This window comes from Nocardia vaccinii NBRC 15922, from assembly GCF_001613305.1.
Lineage (GTDB): Bacteria > Actinomycetota > Actinomycetes > Mycobacteriales > Mycobacteriaceae > Nocardia > Nocardia vaccinii.
In genome coordinates this window covers 42,220-57,373 of sequence record NZ_BDCC01000030.1, presented here as the reverse complement: position 1 = coordinate 57,373, position 15,154 = coordinate 42,220, and the positions used below count along the sequence as shown (strand labels likewise).

The window sequence follows — 15,154 nt, the reverse complement described above, 5'->3', positions numbered from 1 at the left end:
TAGCCTGGGCAGCATGAGGGCGCACAGCTATCGGCCCTCGACCGAGCCGCCGGCACAGCCCCGCCGACGGCCACCTCACCCGGGGCCTTTGTGTCAGGGCCCGGAGGAGGAAGCTTGCGTAACCATGTAGGGCCCCGCACAAGGCCCCTATCAACCCAGAGTGGAGCTGAACGTATGACGACCATCGATACATTCGGCGCCAAGGGCACCCTCGAGGTCGGAGATCGGTCGTATGAGATCTTCCGCCTCTCCGCCGTGCCCGGCACCGAAAAACTCCCTTACGCACTGAAAGTCCTCGCCGAGAACCTGCTCCGCACCGAGGACGGCGCCAACATCACCGCGGATCACATTCGGGCCATTGCCGATTGGGATCCCTCCGCGCAGCCGAACACCGAGATCCAGTTCACCCCAGCGCGAGTCATCATGCAGGACTTCACCGGGGTGCCCTGCGTGGTCGACCTGGCCACCATGCGCGAGGCCGTGACCACCCTCGGCGGCGACCCGAACAAGGTGAACCCGCTCTCCCCCGCCGAGATGGTCATCGACCACTCGGTCATCCTGGACGTGTTCGGCACCGCGGACGCCTTCGAGCGCAACGTCGACCTGGAGTACCAGCGCAACGGCGAGCGCTACCAGTTCCTGCGTTGGGGCCAGGGAGCTTTCGACGACTTCAAGGTCGTCCCGCCCGGCACCGGCATCGTGCACCAGGTCAACATCGAGTATCTCGCGCGCGTGGTCATGGTCCGCAACGGACAGGCCTACCCGGACACCTGCGTCGGCACCGACTCGCACACCACCATGGTCAACGGCCTGGGCGTCCTGGGCTGGGGCGTCGGCGGCATCGAGGCCGAGGCGGCGATGCTGGGTCAGCCTGTGTCCATGCTGATTCCGCGCGTGGTGGGCTTCAAGCTGACCGGTGAGATCCAGCCGGGCGTGACCGCGACCGACGTCGTGCTCACCGTCACCGACATGCTGCGCAAGCACGGCGTGGTCGGCAAGTTCGTCGAGTTCTACGGCAAGGGCGTGGCCGAGGTGCCACTGGCCAACCGCGCCACCCTGGGCAATATGAGCCCCGAATTCGGCTCCACCGCAGCGATTTTCCCGATCGACGAGGAGACCATCAACTACCTGCGCCTGACCGGCCGCACCGACGAGGAGCTCGCGCTCGTCGAGGCGTACGCCAAGGAGCAGGGCATGTGGCACAACGCCGATCACGAGCCCGCCTACTCGGAGTACCTCGAGCTGGACCTGAGCACCGTGGTGCCGTCCATCGCCGGCCCGAAGCGTCCGCAGGACCGAATCCTGTTGTCGGAGTCCAAGGTTGCGTTCCGCAAGGACATCCACAACTACACCAACGACCCCGAGGCCGTCCCGCACTCCAAGCTGGACGAGGCGCTCGACGAGTCGTTCCCGGCCAGCGATCCGGCCGAACTGTCCTTCGCCGACGACGACGCGACCGTCGCGACCGCCGCGAACGGCAGCACGGGCCGCCCCTCCAAGCCGATCCGGGTGCGCAGCGCCGAGCGCGGCGACTTCATCCTGGACCACGGCGCGGTCGCGGTCGCGGGCATCACCTCCTGCACCAATACCTCCAACCCGTCGGTCATGATCGGCGCGGCCCTGCTGGCACGCAACGCCGTGGAGAAGGGCCTGACCAGCAAGCCGTGGGTGAAGACCAACATGGCGCCCGGCTCGCAGGTGGTCTCGGACTACTACGAGAAGGCCGGCCTGTGGCCGTACCTGGAGAAGCTGGGCTTCTACCTGGGCGGTTACGGCTGCACCACGTGTATCGGAAACACCGGCCCGCTGCCGGAGGAGATCTCCCAGGCGGTCAACGACAACGACCTCACCGTCACCGCGGTGCTGTCGGGTAACCGCAACTTCGAGGGCCGCATCTCCCCCGATGTGAAGATGAACTACCTGGCCTCCCCGCCGCTGGTCATCGCGTACGCGCTCGCGGGCACCATGGACTTCGACTTCGAGCAGGACTCGCTGGGCAAGGACAAGGACGGCAAGGACGTCTTCCTGAAGGACATCTGGCCCTCCTCGCAGGAGATCGACGACACCATCAAGTCTGCGATCAGCCAGGACATGTTCCGCAAGTCCTACGCCGACGTGTTCAAGGGCGACGAGCGCTGGCGGAACCTGCCGACCCCGGCAGGCGACACCTTCGCGTGGGACGAGAACTCGACCTACGTCCGCAAGGCGCCGTACTTCGACGGCATGGAACTCGAGCCCGCCCCGGTCGAGGACATCAAGGGCGCGCGCGTGCTGGCACTGCTGGGCGATTCGGTCACCACCGACCACATCTCCCCGGCCGGTCCGATCAAGTCCGGCACCCCGGCCGCGCAGTACCTGGACGCGCACGGCGTCGAGCGCAAGGACTACAACTCGCTGGGTTCGCGGCGCGGTAATCACGAGGTGATGATCCGCGGCACCTTCGCCAACATCCGGCTGCGCAACCAGCTGCTGGACGACGTCTCGGGCGGTTACACCCGCGACTTCACCCAGGACGGCGGTCCGCAGGCGTTCATCTACGACGCCGCGCAGAACTACCAGGCCGCGGGCATCCCGCTCGTCGTCCTCGGAGGAAAAGAGTACGGTTCGGGCTCCTCGCGGGACTGGGCCGCCAAGGGCACCCGCCTGCTGGGTGTGCGTGCGGTCATCACCGAGTCGTTCGAGCGCATCCACCGCTCGAACCTGATCGGCATGGGCGTCATCCCGCTGCAGTTCCCGGCCGGGGAGTCGGCCGCCTCGCTGAAGCTGGACGGCACCGAGACCTTCGACATCGAGGGAATCACCCAGCTGAACGAGGGCAAGACGCCCGAGACCCTGAAGGTGACCGCCACCAAGGAGAACGGCGACAAGATCACCTTCGACGCGGTCGTGCGCATCGACACCCCCGGTGAGGCGGACTACTACCGCAACGGCGGCATCCTGCAGTACGTCCTGCGCAACATGATCAACACGTAGGACCTGCCGCCCGGCGGCCTCGAGGTCCGGCGGTCGAGACTCGCGTTTCGACCGCCGGACAACGAGCCGGTCGCGAATCCCTTCTCGTACGACTCGCTTCCAACGGGGTTGGGCGGGTGCACATCTCATCCGCAGGCGCCCCCTCCCCGACCTTGTACCGTTGAACTCTGCGCCGGTCGACCCCGGCGCAGCGCGCTGTATTCCGCTGGAGGAGCCCATGCCAAAGGTCAGTGAGGACCATCTCGCCGCCCGGCGCAGCCAGATCCTGGACGGGGCGCGGCGCTGCTTCGCCGAATTCGGCTACGAAGGCGCCACCGTACGTCGCCTGGAGGAAGCCATCGGGCTATCGCGCGGCGCGATCTTCCACCACTTCCGTGACAAGGACGCGTTATTCCTGGCGCTTGCCCAGGAGGACACCGAACGGATGGCCGATATCGCCGCCAACCAGGGTCTGGTGCAGGTCATGCGGGAGATGCTGGCCGATCCGGCACAGTACAACTGGCTCGGCACGCGACTGGAGATAGCCCGGCGGCTGCGGACCGATCCGGAATTCGCCGCGGGTTGGACCCAGCGTTCGGCCGAGCTGACCGCGGCCACGCTGGCCCGCCTGGAACGCCGCAAGGCCGCGGGCGCGCTGCGCGACGACGTGCCGACCGATGTCCTGCTCGGCTATCTGGATCTGGTGCTCGACGGGCTCATCGCCCGCATCGCCTCCGGCCACACGAACGACAACCTCACGGCCGTGCTCGATCTGGTCGAAGCCTCGGTGCGCCGCAAGGGCTGAGCCGAGAATCGCCCCGCGATGGCACTCGATGCAAAATTGCACGCGTTGCGATATTGCGGCAAATGCCAGTGTGCGCGGACTGCCATCGGTACGGGTGGCCGGGTGAAATAATTTCCGGACGCTCTCGGCAAATCGTGTCCGACACCACTGCCCGGCCGGAAATAGCAGGCATTCGGCACACGTTCGGCAAGGTATGACCTTTGCTGTCCCCGTTACCGTCCGCGGCTACGAACTCGATGTCAACGGCCATATGAATCAAGCCGTCTATCACCAGTACGCCGAGCACGCCCGCTGGGAGGCGATGCGCGCGGCCGGCCTGGTGCCGGACAAAATGCTGCACGCCGGACTGGGCCCGGTGGTGCTCGAGTCGACGGTGCGGCATCTGCGCGAGCTGCATCTGGGCGACGAGGTGACGGTCACCTGCGAATTCGAATGGGGCCAGGGCAAGGCGTTCCGGATCAACCAGCAGATCCGCAAACTGGACGGGACGGTGTCCGCGGAGTTCACGGTCGTCACCGGCCTGATGGATCTCACCGCACGCAAACTCGTTCCGAATCCGATCGAGCGGTTCCGCGAGCTGTCCGAGTCCGCGGACATCCTAGGGCTGTGAGGTGTTGAGCGGTCAACCGAAAGACTCTCGGCGATAGCACATTCCGGGTCGCTGCCACCGAATGTCGGGGCACCGGAATTCTTTCGTTGCCGACCGGTCAGGAGGCCGATCGGGATATGATCCAGGGCACGCTCGGCTTCCGTGGCAAACCGCGAGCAGATCGGAGACCAGCCTCATGACCGATGCCGTCCATCCCTCCGTGTCCACCTTCCCTGAGCCACGTCCCGATAGCCAGGAGGTTGCGCCGCTACTGTCCGGCTATTTGATAGCCGAATCGACGCGGGCGGTGAGTGTCCGCGTGCACGAGGGCACCTGGACCTTCGATCGAGCGGATGTCCTCGGCATCGATCTGGTGGGGTCCGCGCCGCCGCATGCCGACGGCGATCCGGTCGCGCGTCCGGTGCGAGTGCGCATCCGGGCGGGTGCGACCGCGGACTTCACCCGGCGGCTGCGCATCGAGATCACCGACCGCCCGATGACGTTGCCGCAGCAGCACTCTCCCGCACGTGGCGACGATCTGCTGGCCCGCCTGACCGAACGCTGGGCCCGCGATCTGCAATTATCCACCGATCCGGCCGTCGGCGGGGTCACCATGACTCGCAGTCAGACCCGTTCGTTCGCGCGCAGCGACGACGCGATGGCCTGCGACAGCCTCGACTGAGAGGTCCGTCCGATGGCCCGCGCGACCGGGTCGGTGCTGATCGTCACCGAGGCCGACGACCTGCACGCCGACGCGATGGCTGCGACTCTGCGAAAGCACCACGGCGTCAGCCCGATTCGTCTCGACATGCGCGACTTCCCGCGCGAGACCGGTAGTTTCCGGCTCGATCGCGCGGGTACCGCGCGGTCGCTGTCGCACCTGCGCGGTCTGGACGAGGTCGCATCGGTGTGGTGGCGTCGGCCGCACCAGACCGTGGTGCCCAGCGGGGTGCGCCGCGCCGACGACGACTACCGGCAGGCCGAATGCGACGGATTCCTACAGGGACTGCTGTGGTCGATTCCGGCGGTCTGGGTCAACGATCCCGGCACCGACCGCACCGCGACTCGCAAGATCGTGCAACTCGAGACCGCCCGCCGCGCCGGATTCGTCATCCCGGAGACCCTGGTCACCAACGATCCGGACGAGGCACGCAGCTTCGTCGGCTCACGGCCGGGTCCGGTGGTCTACAAGCGCACCGGAACCGGGCCCGCGGAATTCTCCGAGACGCGCGTGGTCACGCCCGCGGACCTGGCCCGCCTGGATACGATCCGCTCTGCGCCCACGACCTTCCAGGACTATGTCCAGGCCGATTGCGATCTGCGCGTGGTCTGGATCGACGGGGTCGAGTGGACCGTGCGCATCGACTCGCAATCCGGTGTGGGACGGGTGGATTCACGCCTGGACACTTCGGTCGACTTCATCCCCGAACGCCTGCCCGCCACGGTGAGCAAATCGATCGCCACGGTGATGGGCGCGCTCGGACTGACCTTCGGCGTACTGGACATCCGCCTCGGTACCGACGGCGAGTACTACTTCCTGGAGGTCAACCCGCAGGGGCAGTTCGCCTATCTCGAGATCAAAACCGGTTTGCCGATATTCCGCAGTCTCGCAGGATATCTCGTCCTCGGTGACGCGAGCGTGCCGCTCGAGTGAGCACCATACCGGGGCGAATTACTTACTCGCCGCGGCCTTCCGGCGATTGGCGCCACCGCGGCTGCGGAGTTGCACATGCGACTCCACGAGCACGTTGTGGATGAATCCGTACGAGCGCCCCGTCTCGCGCGCCAGCGAACGGATACTGGCCCCCGCCTCGTACTGCTTCTTGAGCTGGGTTTGCAAGCGGTCGCGGGACTTTCCGGTCACGCGCGTACCTTTACCCAACGTGGATTTCCCCTGTGTGGGCCTGTCACTCATGGCTTCCTCCGGTCGCCCTGCAGCCTGATTCAAGGCTAGAACTACAAGCATGCAGTGATCAACGTTTCCGTGTGATCAACCTCACGATAATTGTCCGGAATCGGCATCGGCGACAATTTTCGGCGCTGTACGCCGTCTGCACAGCCGAACACAACATCGAACGGACTACAGGAGCCTCCCATGCGCAGGATCACCGCAGGACTCTTCATCGCCCTGGACGGCGTCGTCGCCGATCCGCAGGACTGGCACTTCCCCTACTTCAACGACGAGATGGGCGCCGCGGTCACCGAGCAGATGGGCGCCGCCGACACCATGCTGTTCGGCCGCACGACCTACGAGGGTTTCGCCGCCGCGTGGCCCGAACGCGAGCGCGAGGGCGGCCCGGACGCCGAAATGGCGCGGCACTTCGGCGACATCCGCAAGATCGTGGTCACGCACCGCGAGATGGACCTGCAGTGGCGCAATTCCGAGGTGCTGCGGGGCGATCTGGTCGAGGCGGTGACCGCGCTGAAGCAGGAGCCCGGCGGCGATATCGGACTGAGCGGTTCGGTATCGATCGTGCGGCAGTTGCTGTCCGCACAGCTGATCGATGAACTGCACCTGCTCGTGCACCCGATCGCGATGCGCTCGGGCCTGCGGCTGTTCGACGAGGCCGATACGCCGATGCCGCTGACCCTGCTGCGTTCCGCGACGTTCGAGACCGGCGTGGTACACACCGTCTACGGGCCCGGCGAACTGCTCGAGGGCGGTTACGAGCAGGCCCGTGACAACCTCCGGTAGCTATGCGAGCTGGATCAGCTCCAGATAATCCTGCGACCAGTGATCCTCGGTGCCGTCGGGCAGCATGATCACCCGTTCCGGATTCAGCGCCTCGGCGGCGCCGGGATCGTGGGTCACCAGAACCACGGCCCCGGCGTAACTGCGCAAAGCGTCCAGCACCTGCTCGCGCGACACGGGGTCCAGGTTGTTGGTCGGCTCGTCCAGCAACAGCACATTCGCCGCTGAGGAGACCAGTCCGGCCAGGGCCAGACGGGTCTTCTCGCCGCCGGACAGCGTCCCCGCGGGCTGTTCCAGCTGCGGACCGGAGAACATGAACGCGCCGAGCAGGCTGCGTAGCTCCTGCTCCCCCGCGCCCGGTGAGGCGTGCCGGATGTTCTCCCAGACCGTGGCGTTGTCGTCCAGGGTGTCGTGCTCCTGTGCGAAATAGCCGACCTTGAGGCCGCGGCCGGGCTCGACCCCACCCGCTGTCGGAGTCTCGACTCCCGCAAGGAGTTTCAGCATGGTGGTTTTACCCGCGCCGTTCAGGCCGAGCACCACCACGCGACTGCCCCGATCCACCGCGAAGCTGACGCCGGTGAAAATCTCCAGGGAGCCGTAGAGTTTGGTCAGGTCCGTCACCATCAGCGGCGTGCGGCCGCAGGGAGCGGGCTCCGGGAATTTGATCCGGGCCACCTTGTCGGCCACCCGCACCTCGTCCAGATCCGCGAGCAGCCGGTCCGCGCGCTTGGACATCTGGTGCGCCGCAGCGGCTTTCGTGGCCTTCGCGCCCAGCTTGGCGGCCTGGGCCCGCAGCGCGCTCGCCTTCTTCTCCGCGTTGGCGCGTTCACGCACCCGGCGTTGCTCGTCGGTGGCGCGGGCGTCGAGGTACTTCTTCCAGCTCATGCTGTAGATGTCGGCCTCGCCGCGCACCGCGTCCAGGAACCAGACCTTGTTCACCACGTCGGCAAGCAGATCCACATCGTGGGAGATCACGATCAGACCGCCGTCGTGGTTCTGCAGGAAGCCGCGCAACCAGGTGATCGAATCGGCGTCGAGGTGGTTGGTGGGCTCGTCCAGCAGCAGCGTCCGATCGCTGCGGCCACCCGAACCGTCCGAGGCGGAGAACAGGATGCGCGCCAGCTCGATACGACGGCGCTGACCGCCGGACAGGGTGCGCAACTGCTGATTCAGAACGCGATCCGGCAGGCCGAGGCTGTTGCAGATACGCGCGGCCTCACTCTCGGCGACGTAACCGCCCAGTGCGGAGAACCGATCCTCCAACTGGCCGTACTTGCGCACCGCCTTCTCGCGTTCGGCGTCGTCGGCCACCTCGGCCATGCGCGCCTGCTGCTTCTCCATATCGCGGATCAGCGCGTCGAGGCCGCGGGCGGACAGGACCCGGTCGCGGGCCAGCACGTCGAGATTGCCCTCGCGCGGATCCTGTGGCAGGTAACCGATTTCGCCGGACCTGGTGACCGTGCCCGCGTAGGGCTCGCCCTCACCGGCCAGGATGCGCAGCGTCGTCGTCTTACCGGCGCCGTTGCGCCCGACCAGTCCGATCCGGTCACCCGACTGCACCCGCAGCGCCGAACCGGGCGCGGTCAGCAGCGTGCGGATTCCGGCCCGGACCTCCAGGTCGGTCGCGGTGATCACAAAAGTCTCCTCGCAAAATCATCGTGCGGTCACGGGGTGATAGCTCGAGTGTGCGTCGACAGAACGCACGAGAACCACCGATTTTACGCATCCTCCCGATCGACCGCCGTAACGCGCACCACTACCGGGCCCCGCGGGCTTTCCGCGACCCCGATCGCCTCGCTTCGTCCAGCTGTGCCCCCCGCGGGCGCACGCGGGCCAGGGGACGGGACCGGGCCTACCCGCCGGACCGGGCCATCGGCTAGCGTGCGGTGGTATGAGCGATGATCTGAAAGGCAAGAGTGCGCTGGTCACCGGCGCGAGCCGCGGTATCGGCAAGGCGGTCGCGGCGGAATTGCTGGCCCAGGGCGCGAACGTGTTGATCACCGCCCGCAAAGCCGAACCGCTGGAAGAAACCGCCACCGAACTGCGTGGCCTCGGCCATGCCGGCAGGGTTGTCGCGCTGGCCGGCAATTCGGGCGACGCGACCGCGCGCGCCGATGCCGTGGCCACCGCGGTCGCCGAATTCGGCGCGCTGGACATCCTGATCAACAACACCGGTATCAACCCCGTCTACGGCTCGCTCATGGAGGCCGACCTGGACGCGGTCCGCAAGATCTTCGACGTCAACGTCGTCGCCGCGCTCGGCTACGTGCAGGAGGCGTACCGGGCGTGGATGGGCGCCAACGGCGGTGCGGTGGTCAACGTGGCCAGCGTCGCCGGGATCCGCTCCACCGGAGTGATCGCCGCGTACGGTGCGTCCAAGGCCGCGCTCATCCGGCTCACCGAGGAGCTCGCCTGGCAGCTGGGCCCCGGCATCCGGGTCAACGCGGTGGCGCCCGCGGTGGTCAAGACCAAATTCGCCGACGCCCTGTACTCCGCCGACGAGGAGGCCGCGGCCGCGCCGTATCCGTTGAAGCGCCTGGGCAATCCGGAGGACGTGGCCGCGCTGATCGCCTTCCTCGTCTCGGACCGGGCGGCTTGGATCACCGGCGAGGTCGTGCGCGTCGACGGCGGTCTGCTGGCCACCGGCGGGCTCTGAGACCGGCCGGCGCTCAGCGGAAGAGCAGGGCGCCGGCCATATCGGCCTCGATGTAGTGCATGTACTTGGTCGCGGTGTCCTCGGTGACCGCGTTGGTCGCGGTCACCACCGTGAGCACCACGAAATTTCCCTGGGCCTTGGTCTGCCACTTGCCGACGGCGAAATGGTCGATGTAGCTGCCGGACCGCATCTTCAGGTCGTCATCGGCGTACTGGGTCGCGAGTTTGCGCGCATCGGCGTTGCCGGTGGCGCCCAGGACGTACTGGGTGAGCATGACGCCGCCGCTCTCGGCTCGGTACACCATCTCCGCGGCGTACTGGCAGCCCAGACCGGTCAGCTTGCCCCCGTTCTCGATATCGGCGCAGGTCGGATGATCCTGTCCCGAGACCCAGTCCGCATGCAGATGGACGCCGTCGAGGCTGAAATTCCAGTCGTGCGAGTACTCGGTGTAGCTGAATCGGCCCGAATGGCTCGTGGACGAGGTGGCCGGGCTGGTCGTCGTGGCCGAACTACTGGTGGCGGACACCAGCGACGGGCCGGCCGGGTTCGCCGAGGTGCCGTCGCCGGAATGCCGATCGAGCACGACGACCAGGGCGACGGCGATCACCACAAGTACCACCGCGGCGGCGACACCGCCGGCGATCAGAACCGTATTGTTGCGGCGCGGCGGCGGGAATCCACCGGGATATCCCGGCTGAGGAGACCAGCCGGACTGCTGCTGCCAACTTTGCTGAACGTCGCCGGGCGGCGGATAGGCCGACTGCTGATAGCCCGTCTGCGGCTGCTGGTGGGCGGGATGCGCGGCGCCGGTCCGGCCCCATCCGGCACCGGGTACCTGCTGATACCCGCCGGACTGCCCCCATCCGGGCGAATCGGGTGACTGGGGCGTCGGACTCCCGTACGGGTCCGAGCCGGGCGGATACGTCATCACTGCCTCCTTCTTCCGCACCCGGGGTCGCCGTAGCGCCCTGTTGCGGTAGTCCCCCCAGGCTTCGCGCGAACCCTACCGCAGCCCTGGGACACAACCCCACGCAGAATCTCTGATCCAATGCTCGGTGTGACCACCGACCTCCTCATCTGCGGCCTCGGCCCGGCCGGGCGCGCGCTGGCGCATCGCGCGATCGTTCGCGGGCTCACCGTCACCGTCGTGGATCCCCGGCCCACCCGGCGCTGGACCGCGACCTACGCGGCGTGGGCGGACGAGCTGCCGGGCTGGATCTCCCCCGCCGCGATCGCGGCCACGGTGCCCCGGCCGGTCGCGTGGGGTAGGCGACGATTCGAGATCGACCGGGCCTATACGGTCTTTCACACTGCCGCACTACAGGATTCGCTCGACATCGGCGCGGCGACCGTGGTGCGCGACCGGGTCGGGCAGATCACGCGATCGCCGCTGTCGCGAACTCCGCGGTCGGTGCGCTTGTCCGGCGGCGAGGTCCTGTGGGCCCGGCGGGTGATCGACGCGCGCGGCATCCCCCGCTCCCCCGACCGGGCCGAGCAGACCGCATACGGCGTTGTGCTGCCACGGAATCGATGGGACGAGCCGATATTCATGGACTGGCGGACCGACAACGGCGCCGCACCCGCCGAGCCGCGATCGTTCCTGTACGCGGTCCCCCTCGGCGACACCGAGATCCTGCTCGAGGAGACCTGCCTGGCCGGACGCCCCGCATTGGACCCGGCCCGGTTACGCGACCGCCTGCACGCCCGGATGCGCTGCCGCGGAATACAATTCGACGGTAGTGAACCAGTCGAGCGGGTTCGGTTCGCCCTTCAGGGCGGCCGCCCCGGCGCGGGACGCTTCGGCGCGGCGGGCGGATTCCTGCACCCCGCAACGGGTTACAGCGTCGCGGCGGCGCTGACCGCCGCCGACGCGGTCGTCGCGGGCGCGTCCACCGGATCCGCATCGGCCCGTGCGGTGCACCTGGCCCGGGAGGCCGGGCTGCGCGCGCTGCTCGCCCTCCCACCGGCCGATCTGCCCGTCTTCTTCGACACCTTCTTCGCGCTGCCGACCGCGACGCAGCGCGCCTATCTGTCCGGCCGGGACGATCTGCCGGGGACCGCCGCCGCGATGACGTCGCTGTTCCGCGCCCTGCCGTGGCGTCTGCGCCGCACGCTCGCCGCGGCCGTCCTCACGCGCTGACTTCGGCTCGCCCGCCCAGGTGCAGCCGCCGGATGGGTCCCATCCCGGCCAGGGCCACGACCGCCAGCACACCGTGCGCCGCGACGAACCAGAGCGCCACGTCGAACGATCCGGTGTGCTGCACGATGTAGCCGATCACGATCGGAGTGACGATGCCCGCGATATTTCCGAGCCCGTTGGTCAGGGCGCCGAAGATGCTGGCGGCCTCGGTCGGCGCGACGTCGGTGGTGATGGCCCAGCCCAGTGAGCCCATCCCCTTGCCGAAGAACGCGGTGGTCATGATCAGCACGATGATGGTGGTGCTGTCGGTGAAGTCCGCGACCGCGATGACGGTGCCGAGCAGCAATCCGGCCGCGGCGGGCGCCTTGCGCGCCAGGGTCAGCGAAACCCCGTGCCGCAGTAGGAAATCGGAGATGAATCCGCCGAACAGACCACCGATGAACGCGGCCAGCGCGGGCAGTGCGGCGATGAATCCCGCGTGCACCAGCGAGATGTGCCGGGCCTGGGTGAGGTAGATCGGGAACCAGGTGATGAAGAAGTAGCTCAGCGAGTTGACCGCGTACTGGAAAACCGAGATTCCCCACAGCGGACGGGACGCCAGCACGCGCGCGAGCATCTGCCGGTCGATGCGGGTTCGCGCGGCGGTCGAGGCGGTCGAATCCATGTCGACCAGCGCGCCGCCGCCGCTCATCGTCTCGAGTTCGCCCGGCGAGACCCGCCCGTGCTCGCGCGGCGGGTACATCCAGCCCCACCACAGCACCGCTATCGCCAGCCCGAGCGCGCCGAGCAGCACGAATACCCATCGCCAGCCGAATTCGTGGGTGATCCAGGCCATCACGGGCGCGAACAGCACCGTCGCGAAATACTGTCCGGAATTGAACACCGCGGTCGCCTGACCGCGTTCGGCGGTCGGGAACCAGATCGTCGCGACGCGCGCGTTCGCGGGGAAGGCCGGCGATTCGAAGACGCCCAGCAGCAGCCGCAGCGCGAACATCAGCACCAGGGCCACCACCACACGCGTGGTGACCAGCCCGACCAGGCTGGTCGCCGCGGTCGCCAGCGTCCACAGGGCGAGGCTGCCCGCGTATACCCGCCGCGCGCCGAATCTGTCGAGCAGCATGCCACCGGGCAACTGCGAGACGACGTACGCCCAACTGAACGCCGAGAAGATGTAGCCGAGCTGGACCGCGGAGAACCCCAGGGTGGTTCGCACGCTGGTGCCGGTGATCGACAGCGAACTGCGATCGGCGTAATTGACGACCGTGATGACGAACAACAGCCCCAGTACCACGAACCGGGTGGGGATCCGTCGCGACCGTTCCGGCCGCGCGGGTGTGACCGGGCCCGCCGCGGCGTGCTCTCCGGATTCCGGCTTCAGCATTCTCGTCCTCCTGCACCCCCGGCCACGGATGTGGTCCGGGTCACCCCTGAATCGGATGTGATGAGGAGGCTATGCCGTGCGAGCGATACCCGTCGAACACCGATTCGGCATCGAGTGATACCCGAAGCCACATGCCGAGACCGGTATCCTCGCAGGATGAAGCGCACGTCGTTCGCACGCTGGCCCTGTTCCATCGCCCGGACGATGGATCTGCTCGGCGACTGGTGGACGCCACTGGTGCTGCGCGAGGCGTTCTACGGCATCCGCCGCTTCGACGACTTCCAGCAACAATTGGGCATCGCCCGCCACACGCTCAGCGACCGCCTGCGCCGCCTGGTGGACGAGGGTCTGCTCGAAAAGCGCCCCTATCACTCCGAGCCGGCCTGGTACGAATACGTGCTCACCGAGAAGGGCGCGGACTTCTGGAGCGTGCTGCTGACGATCAACCGCTGGGGCGATCGCTGGCTGGCCGGTCCGGAGGGGGTGCCGATCACCGTGCACCACACCGCCTGCGGTCACGACACACAGGTCGAGGTGGTGTGCGCGCACTGCGCGGAACCCATGACGATCGGTGATTCACGCCTGCGGATGGGACCCGGGTATCCCGAGCACCTGCGCGAACGTCCCGATATCCGCGAACGTTTCGCCCGGCAGGAGACCGATCAGCTCTCGTGAGCGCCCCCTTCCGATCGCCGGATCACCTTGCACCACAGTTGATATCGATGGGCGGAGTCGCTGAAACCGCAATTGTCACCCGCCCGCTCGATCATCCGGCTCCGTCCCGGAATTCATTGCACCGCAACGTATCCGCCCGTTCCACCGCGGCATCGGCGCCCGCGACTCACGGGCTCCTCGACGGACTCCGTGATGCCCGCCGATCACGCCGTGGTCGACCGCCGGGCGACCAGTTCCGGTACGAAAACGACGTGCTGATGCCGGTGCGCACCGTCGCCCGCGGCCTCCTCGAGCAGCAGGCGCGCCGCAGTGCGGCCGAGTTCCTCGCGGGGCTGACGAATCGAGGAGAGCGGGACCGCCGCCGCGGCGGCGAAAACGATATCGTCGTAGCCGATGACAGCCATGTCGCCGGGCACCCTCAGGCCACGCAGGGTCAGCGTCTGCAGGACGCCGAGGGCGAGCAGATCGTTGGCGCAGAACACCGCGGTCGGGCGATCGGCACTGTCCAGCAGAGCAGCCGCGGCATCGCGTCCGGATTCGAAAGTCAGTGCGGCCGTGGGGATATCGTAGAGGCGGGCATCGGCTGCCGCGATCGCCCCGGCCGCGCCCCGGCGACGCTCGCTCACCTGTGTCACCGCACCCGGACCGCCGACGAAACCGATCCGGGTGTGCCCTTCGGCGAGCAGATGTTCCGCGGCCAGCCGCCCGCCCAGGACGTCGTCGACCGACACCGAGCAGCGGTCCGGCCGGTCGCTGTGCCGATCGACCAGTACCGCGGGCACGCCCTGGGCGGCCAGCGTGCGCAGGGCCTGCTCGCCGTCACCGTCCGCCGGGGTGATCAGCACCCCGCGCATCCGCTGCTGGGCGATCTGCTCGAGATGACGTTCCTCGCGCCGCGGATCGTCCCCGCTGTTGCAGATGACCAGCATCGCATCGTGCCGCGCGGCCTCCTCCTCCGCGCCGTGCGCGACGTCGGTGAAGAAGGGATTGGCCATGTCCAGCACCACCATGGCCAGCGTGCGGCTGCTCCCCTCACGCAGTTGTCGCGCGGAATCATTACGCACATAACCGGTTTCGGCGATCGCCCGGCGCACCCGCTCGCGCGTCGCCGCGGAGACCTGGTCGGGCCGGTTGAGCACGTTGCTGACCGTGCCGAGTGACACTCCGGCGCGCCGGGCCACCTCCTTGATGCTCACCGCCATGGTGTGTCCTTCCCGTGACGATGCGAGCATAATCGCTGCGGCCGGGCACGAGGCCCGGCCGC

General features: G+C 67.8%; 14 protein-coding genes. 9 read left to right on the top strand and 5 right to left on the bottom strand.

Annotation, left to right across the window (positions count from 1 at the left end; all coding sequences use genetic code 11):
* The first annotated feature begins 174 nt into the window (after nt 1-174).
* From acnA to NV1_RS19785, 5 genes are all read left to right on the top strand, one after another.
* Nucleotides 175-2,973, top strand: a complete 2,799-nt coding sequence (gene acnA, locus NV1_RS19805; protein ID WP_067893401.1) for an aconitate hydratase AcnA — start codon at nt 175-177, stop codon at nt 2,971-2,973.
* 217 nt (nt 2,974-3,190) lie between these two features.
* Complete coding sequence (locus NV1_RS19800) at nt 3,191-3,757, top strand: TetR/AcrR family transcriptional regulator (protein WP_067893399.1); 567 nt, start codon at nt 3,191-3,193, stop codon at nt 3,755-3,757.
* Nucleotides 3,758-3,950: 193 nt separating this feature from the next.
* On the top strand, nt 3,951-4,367 hold the full coding sequence (locus NV1_RS19795) for an acyl-CoA thioesterase (protein ID WP_067893397.1): 417 nt from the start codon (nt 3,951-3,953) through the stop codon (nt 4,365-4,367).
* A gap of 175 nt (nt 4,368-4,542) precedes the next feature.
* The gene (locus NV1_RS19790; protein WP_067893396.1) at nt 4,543-5,028 is read left to right on the top strand and encodes a hypothetical protein; all 486 of its coding nucleotides are present in this window, start codon (nt 4,543-4,545) and stop codon (nt 5,026-5,028) included.
* A 12-nt stretch (nt 5,029-5,040) separates the two neighbouring features.
* The gene (locus tag NV1_RS19785) at nt 5,041-6,000 is read left to right on the top strand and encodes an MvdC/MvdD family ATP grasp protein (protein WP_067893392.1); all 960 of its coding nucleotides are present in this window, start codon (nt 5,041-5,043) and stop codon (nt 5,998-6,000) included.
* An 18-nt stretch (nt 6,001-6,018) separates the two neighbouring features.
* On the opposite strand, the gene NV1_RS19780 is transcribed toward NV1_RS19785, so the two are convergent.
* The gene (locus NV1_RS19780) at nt 6,019-6,261 is read right to left on the bottom strand and encodes a helix-turn-helix domain-containing protein (RefSeq protein ID WP_067893390.1); all 243 of its coding nucleotides are present in this window, start codon (nt 6,259-6,261) and stop codon (nt 6,019-6,021) included.
* A gap of 180 nt (nt 6,262-6,441) precedes the next feature.
* Between NV1_RS19780 and NV1_RS19775 the strand changes: the two genes are divergently transcribed.
* Nucleotides 6,442-7,041: a dihydrofolate reductase family protein gene (locus NV1_RS19775; protein WP_067893388.1), complete on the top strand. Its 600-nt coding sequence runs from the start codon at nt 6,442-6,444 to the stop codon at nt 7,039-7,041.
* Here the strand turns inward: NV1_RS19775 and NV1_RS19770 are convergent, their stop codons facing one another.
* Complete coding sequence (locus NV1_RS19770; protein ID WP_067893387.1) at nt 7,042-8,673, bottom strand: ABC-F family ATP-binding cassette domain-containing protein; 1,632 nt, start codon at nt 8,671-8,673, stop codon at nt 7,042-7,044. It abuts the gene before it with no gap.
* 256 nt (nt 8,674-8,929) lie between these two features.
* On the opposite strand from NV1_RS19770, the gene NV1_RS19765 reads away from it, so the two are divergent.
* Entirely contained in the window at nt 8,930-9,694 is a 765-nt protein-coding gene (locus tag NV1_RS19765) for an SDR family oxidoreductase (RefSeq protein WP_067893385.1), read from the top strand.
* A 13-nt stretch (nt 9,695-9,707) separates the two neighbouring features.
* Here the strand turns inward: NV1_RS19765 and NV1_RS19760 are convergent, their stop codons facing one another.
* Nucleotides 9,708-10,622: a hypothetical protein gene (locus NV1_RS19760; RefSeq protein WP_157117157.1), complete on the bottom strand. Its 915-nt coding sequence runs from the start codon at nt 10,620-10,622 to the stop codon at nt 9,708-9,710.
* A gap of 120 nt (nt 10,623-10,742) precedes the next feature.
* Between NV1_RS19760 and NV1_RS19755 the strand changes: the two genes are divergently transcribed.
* A complete protein-coding gene (locus tag NV1_RS19755) occupies nt 10,743-11,834 on the top strand; it encodes a lycopene cyclase family protein (protein WP_067893381.1) in 1,092 nt (363 codons plus the stop codon).
* On the opposite strand, the gene NV1_RS19750 is transcribed toward NV1_RS19755, so the two are convergent.
* A complete protein-coding gene (locus NV1_RS19750; RefSeq protein ID WP_067893379.1) occupies nt 11,824-13,215 on the bottom strand; it encodes an MFS transporter in 1,392 nt (463 codons plus the stop codon). The genes NV1_RS19755 and NV1_RS19750 overlap by 11 nt on opposite strands.
* A 156-nt stretch (nt 13,216-13,371) precedes the next feature.
* Between NV1_RS19750 and NV1_RS19745 the strand changes: the two genes are divergently transcribed.
* Nucleotides 13,372-13,890, top strand: a complete 519-nt coding sequence (locus NV1_RS19745) for a winged helix-turn-helix transcriptional regulator (RefSeq protein WP_067893377.1) — start codon at nt 13,372-13,374, stop codon at nt 13,888-13,890.
* A gap of 203 nt (nt 13,891-14,093) precedes the next feature.
* Here the strand turns inward: NV1_RS19745 and NV1_RS19740 are convergent, their stop codons facing one another.
* Nucleotides 14,094-15,092 carry a LacI family DNA-binding transcriptional regulator gene (locus NV1_RS19740; protein ID WP_067893375.1) on the bottom strand — a complete coding sequence of 333 codons (999 nt, stop codon included), beginning with the start codon at nt 15,090-15,092 and terminating at the stop codon, nt 14,094-14,096.
* Nucleotides 15,093-15,154: the final 62 nt, after the last annotated feature.

Excerpts from the sequence above, each read along its gene's own strand:
- NV1_RS19760 (WP_157117157.1), bottom strand. The coding sequence starts at position 10,622 with ATGACGTATCCGCCCGGCTCGGACCCGTACGGGAGTCCGACGCCCCAG.
- NV1_RS19765 (WP_067893385.1), top strand. The coding sequence starts at position 8,930 with ATGAGCGATGATCTGAAAGGCAAGAGTGCGCTGGTCACCGGCGCGAGC.
- NV1_RS19795 (WP_067893397.1), top strand. The coding sequence starts at position 3,951 with ATGACCTTTGCTGTCCCCGTTACCGTCCGCGGCTACGAACTCGATGTC.
- NV1_RS19790 (WP_067893396.1), top strand. The coding sequence starts at position 4,543 with ATGACCGATGCCGTCCATCCCTCCGTGTCCACCTTCCCTGAGCCACGT.
- NV1_RS19775 (WP_067893388.1), top strand. The coding sequence starts at position 6,442 with ATGCGCAGGATCACCGCAGGACTCTTCATCGCCCTGGACGGCGTCGTC.
- NV1_RS19800 (WP_067893399.1), top strand. The coding sequence starts at position 3,191 with ATGCCAAAGGTCAGTGAGGACCATCTCGCCGCCCGGCGCAGCCAGATC.
- NV1_RS19740 (WP_067893375.1), bottom strand. The coding sequence starts at position 15,092 with ATGGCGGTGAGCATCAAGGAGGTGGCCCGGCGCGCCGGAGTGTCACTC.
- NV1_RS19785 (WP_067893392.1), top strand. The coding sequence starts at position 5,041 with ATGGCCCGCGCGACCGGGTCGGTGCTGATCGTCACCGAGGCCGACGAC.
- NV1_RS19745 (WP_067893377.1), top strand. The coding sequence starts at position 13,372 with ATGAAGCGCACGTCGTTCGCACGCTGGCCCTGTTCCATCGCCCGGACG.
- NV1_RS19750 (WP_067893379.1), bottom strand. The coding sequence starts at position 13,215 with ATGCTGAAGCCGGAATCCGGAGAGCACGCCGCGGCGGGCCCGGTCACA.
- acnA (WP_067893401.1), top strand. The coding sequence starts at position 175 with ATGACGACCATCGATACATTCGGCGCCAAGGGCACCCTCGAGGTCGGA.
- NV1_RS19780 (WP_067893390.1), bottom strand. The coding sequence starts at position 6,261 with ATGAGTGACAGGCCCACACAGGGGAAATCCACGTTGGGTAAAGGTACG.
- NV1_RS19755 (WP_067893381.1), top strand. The coding sequence starts at position 10,743 with ATGCTCGGTGTGACCACCGACCTCCTCATCTGCGGCCTCGGCCCGGCC.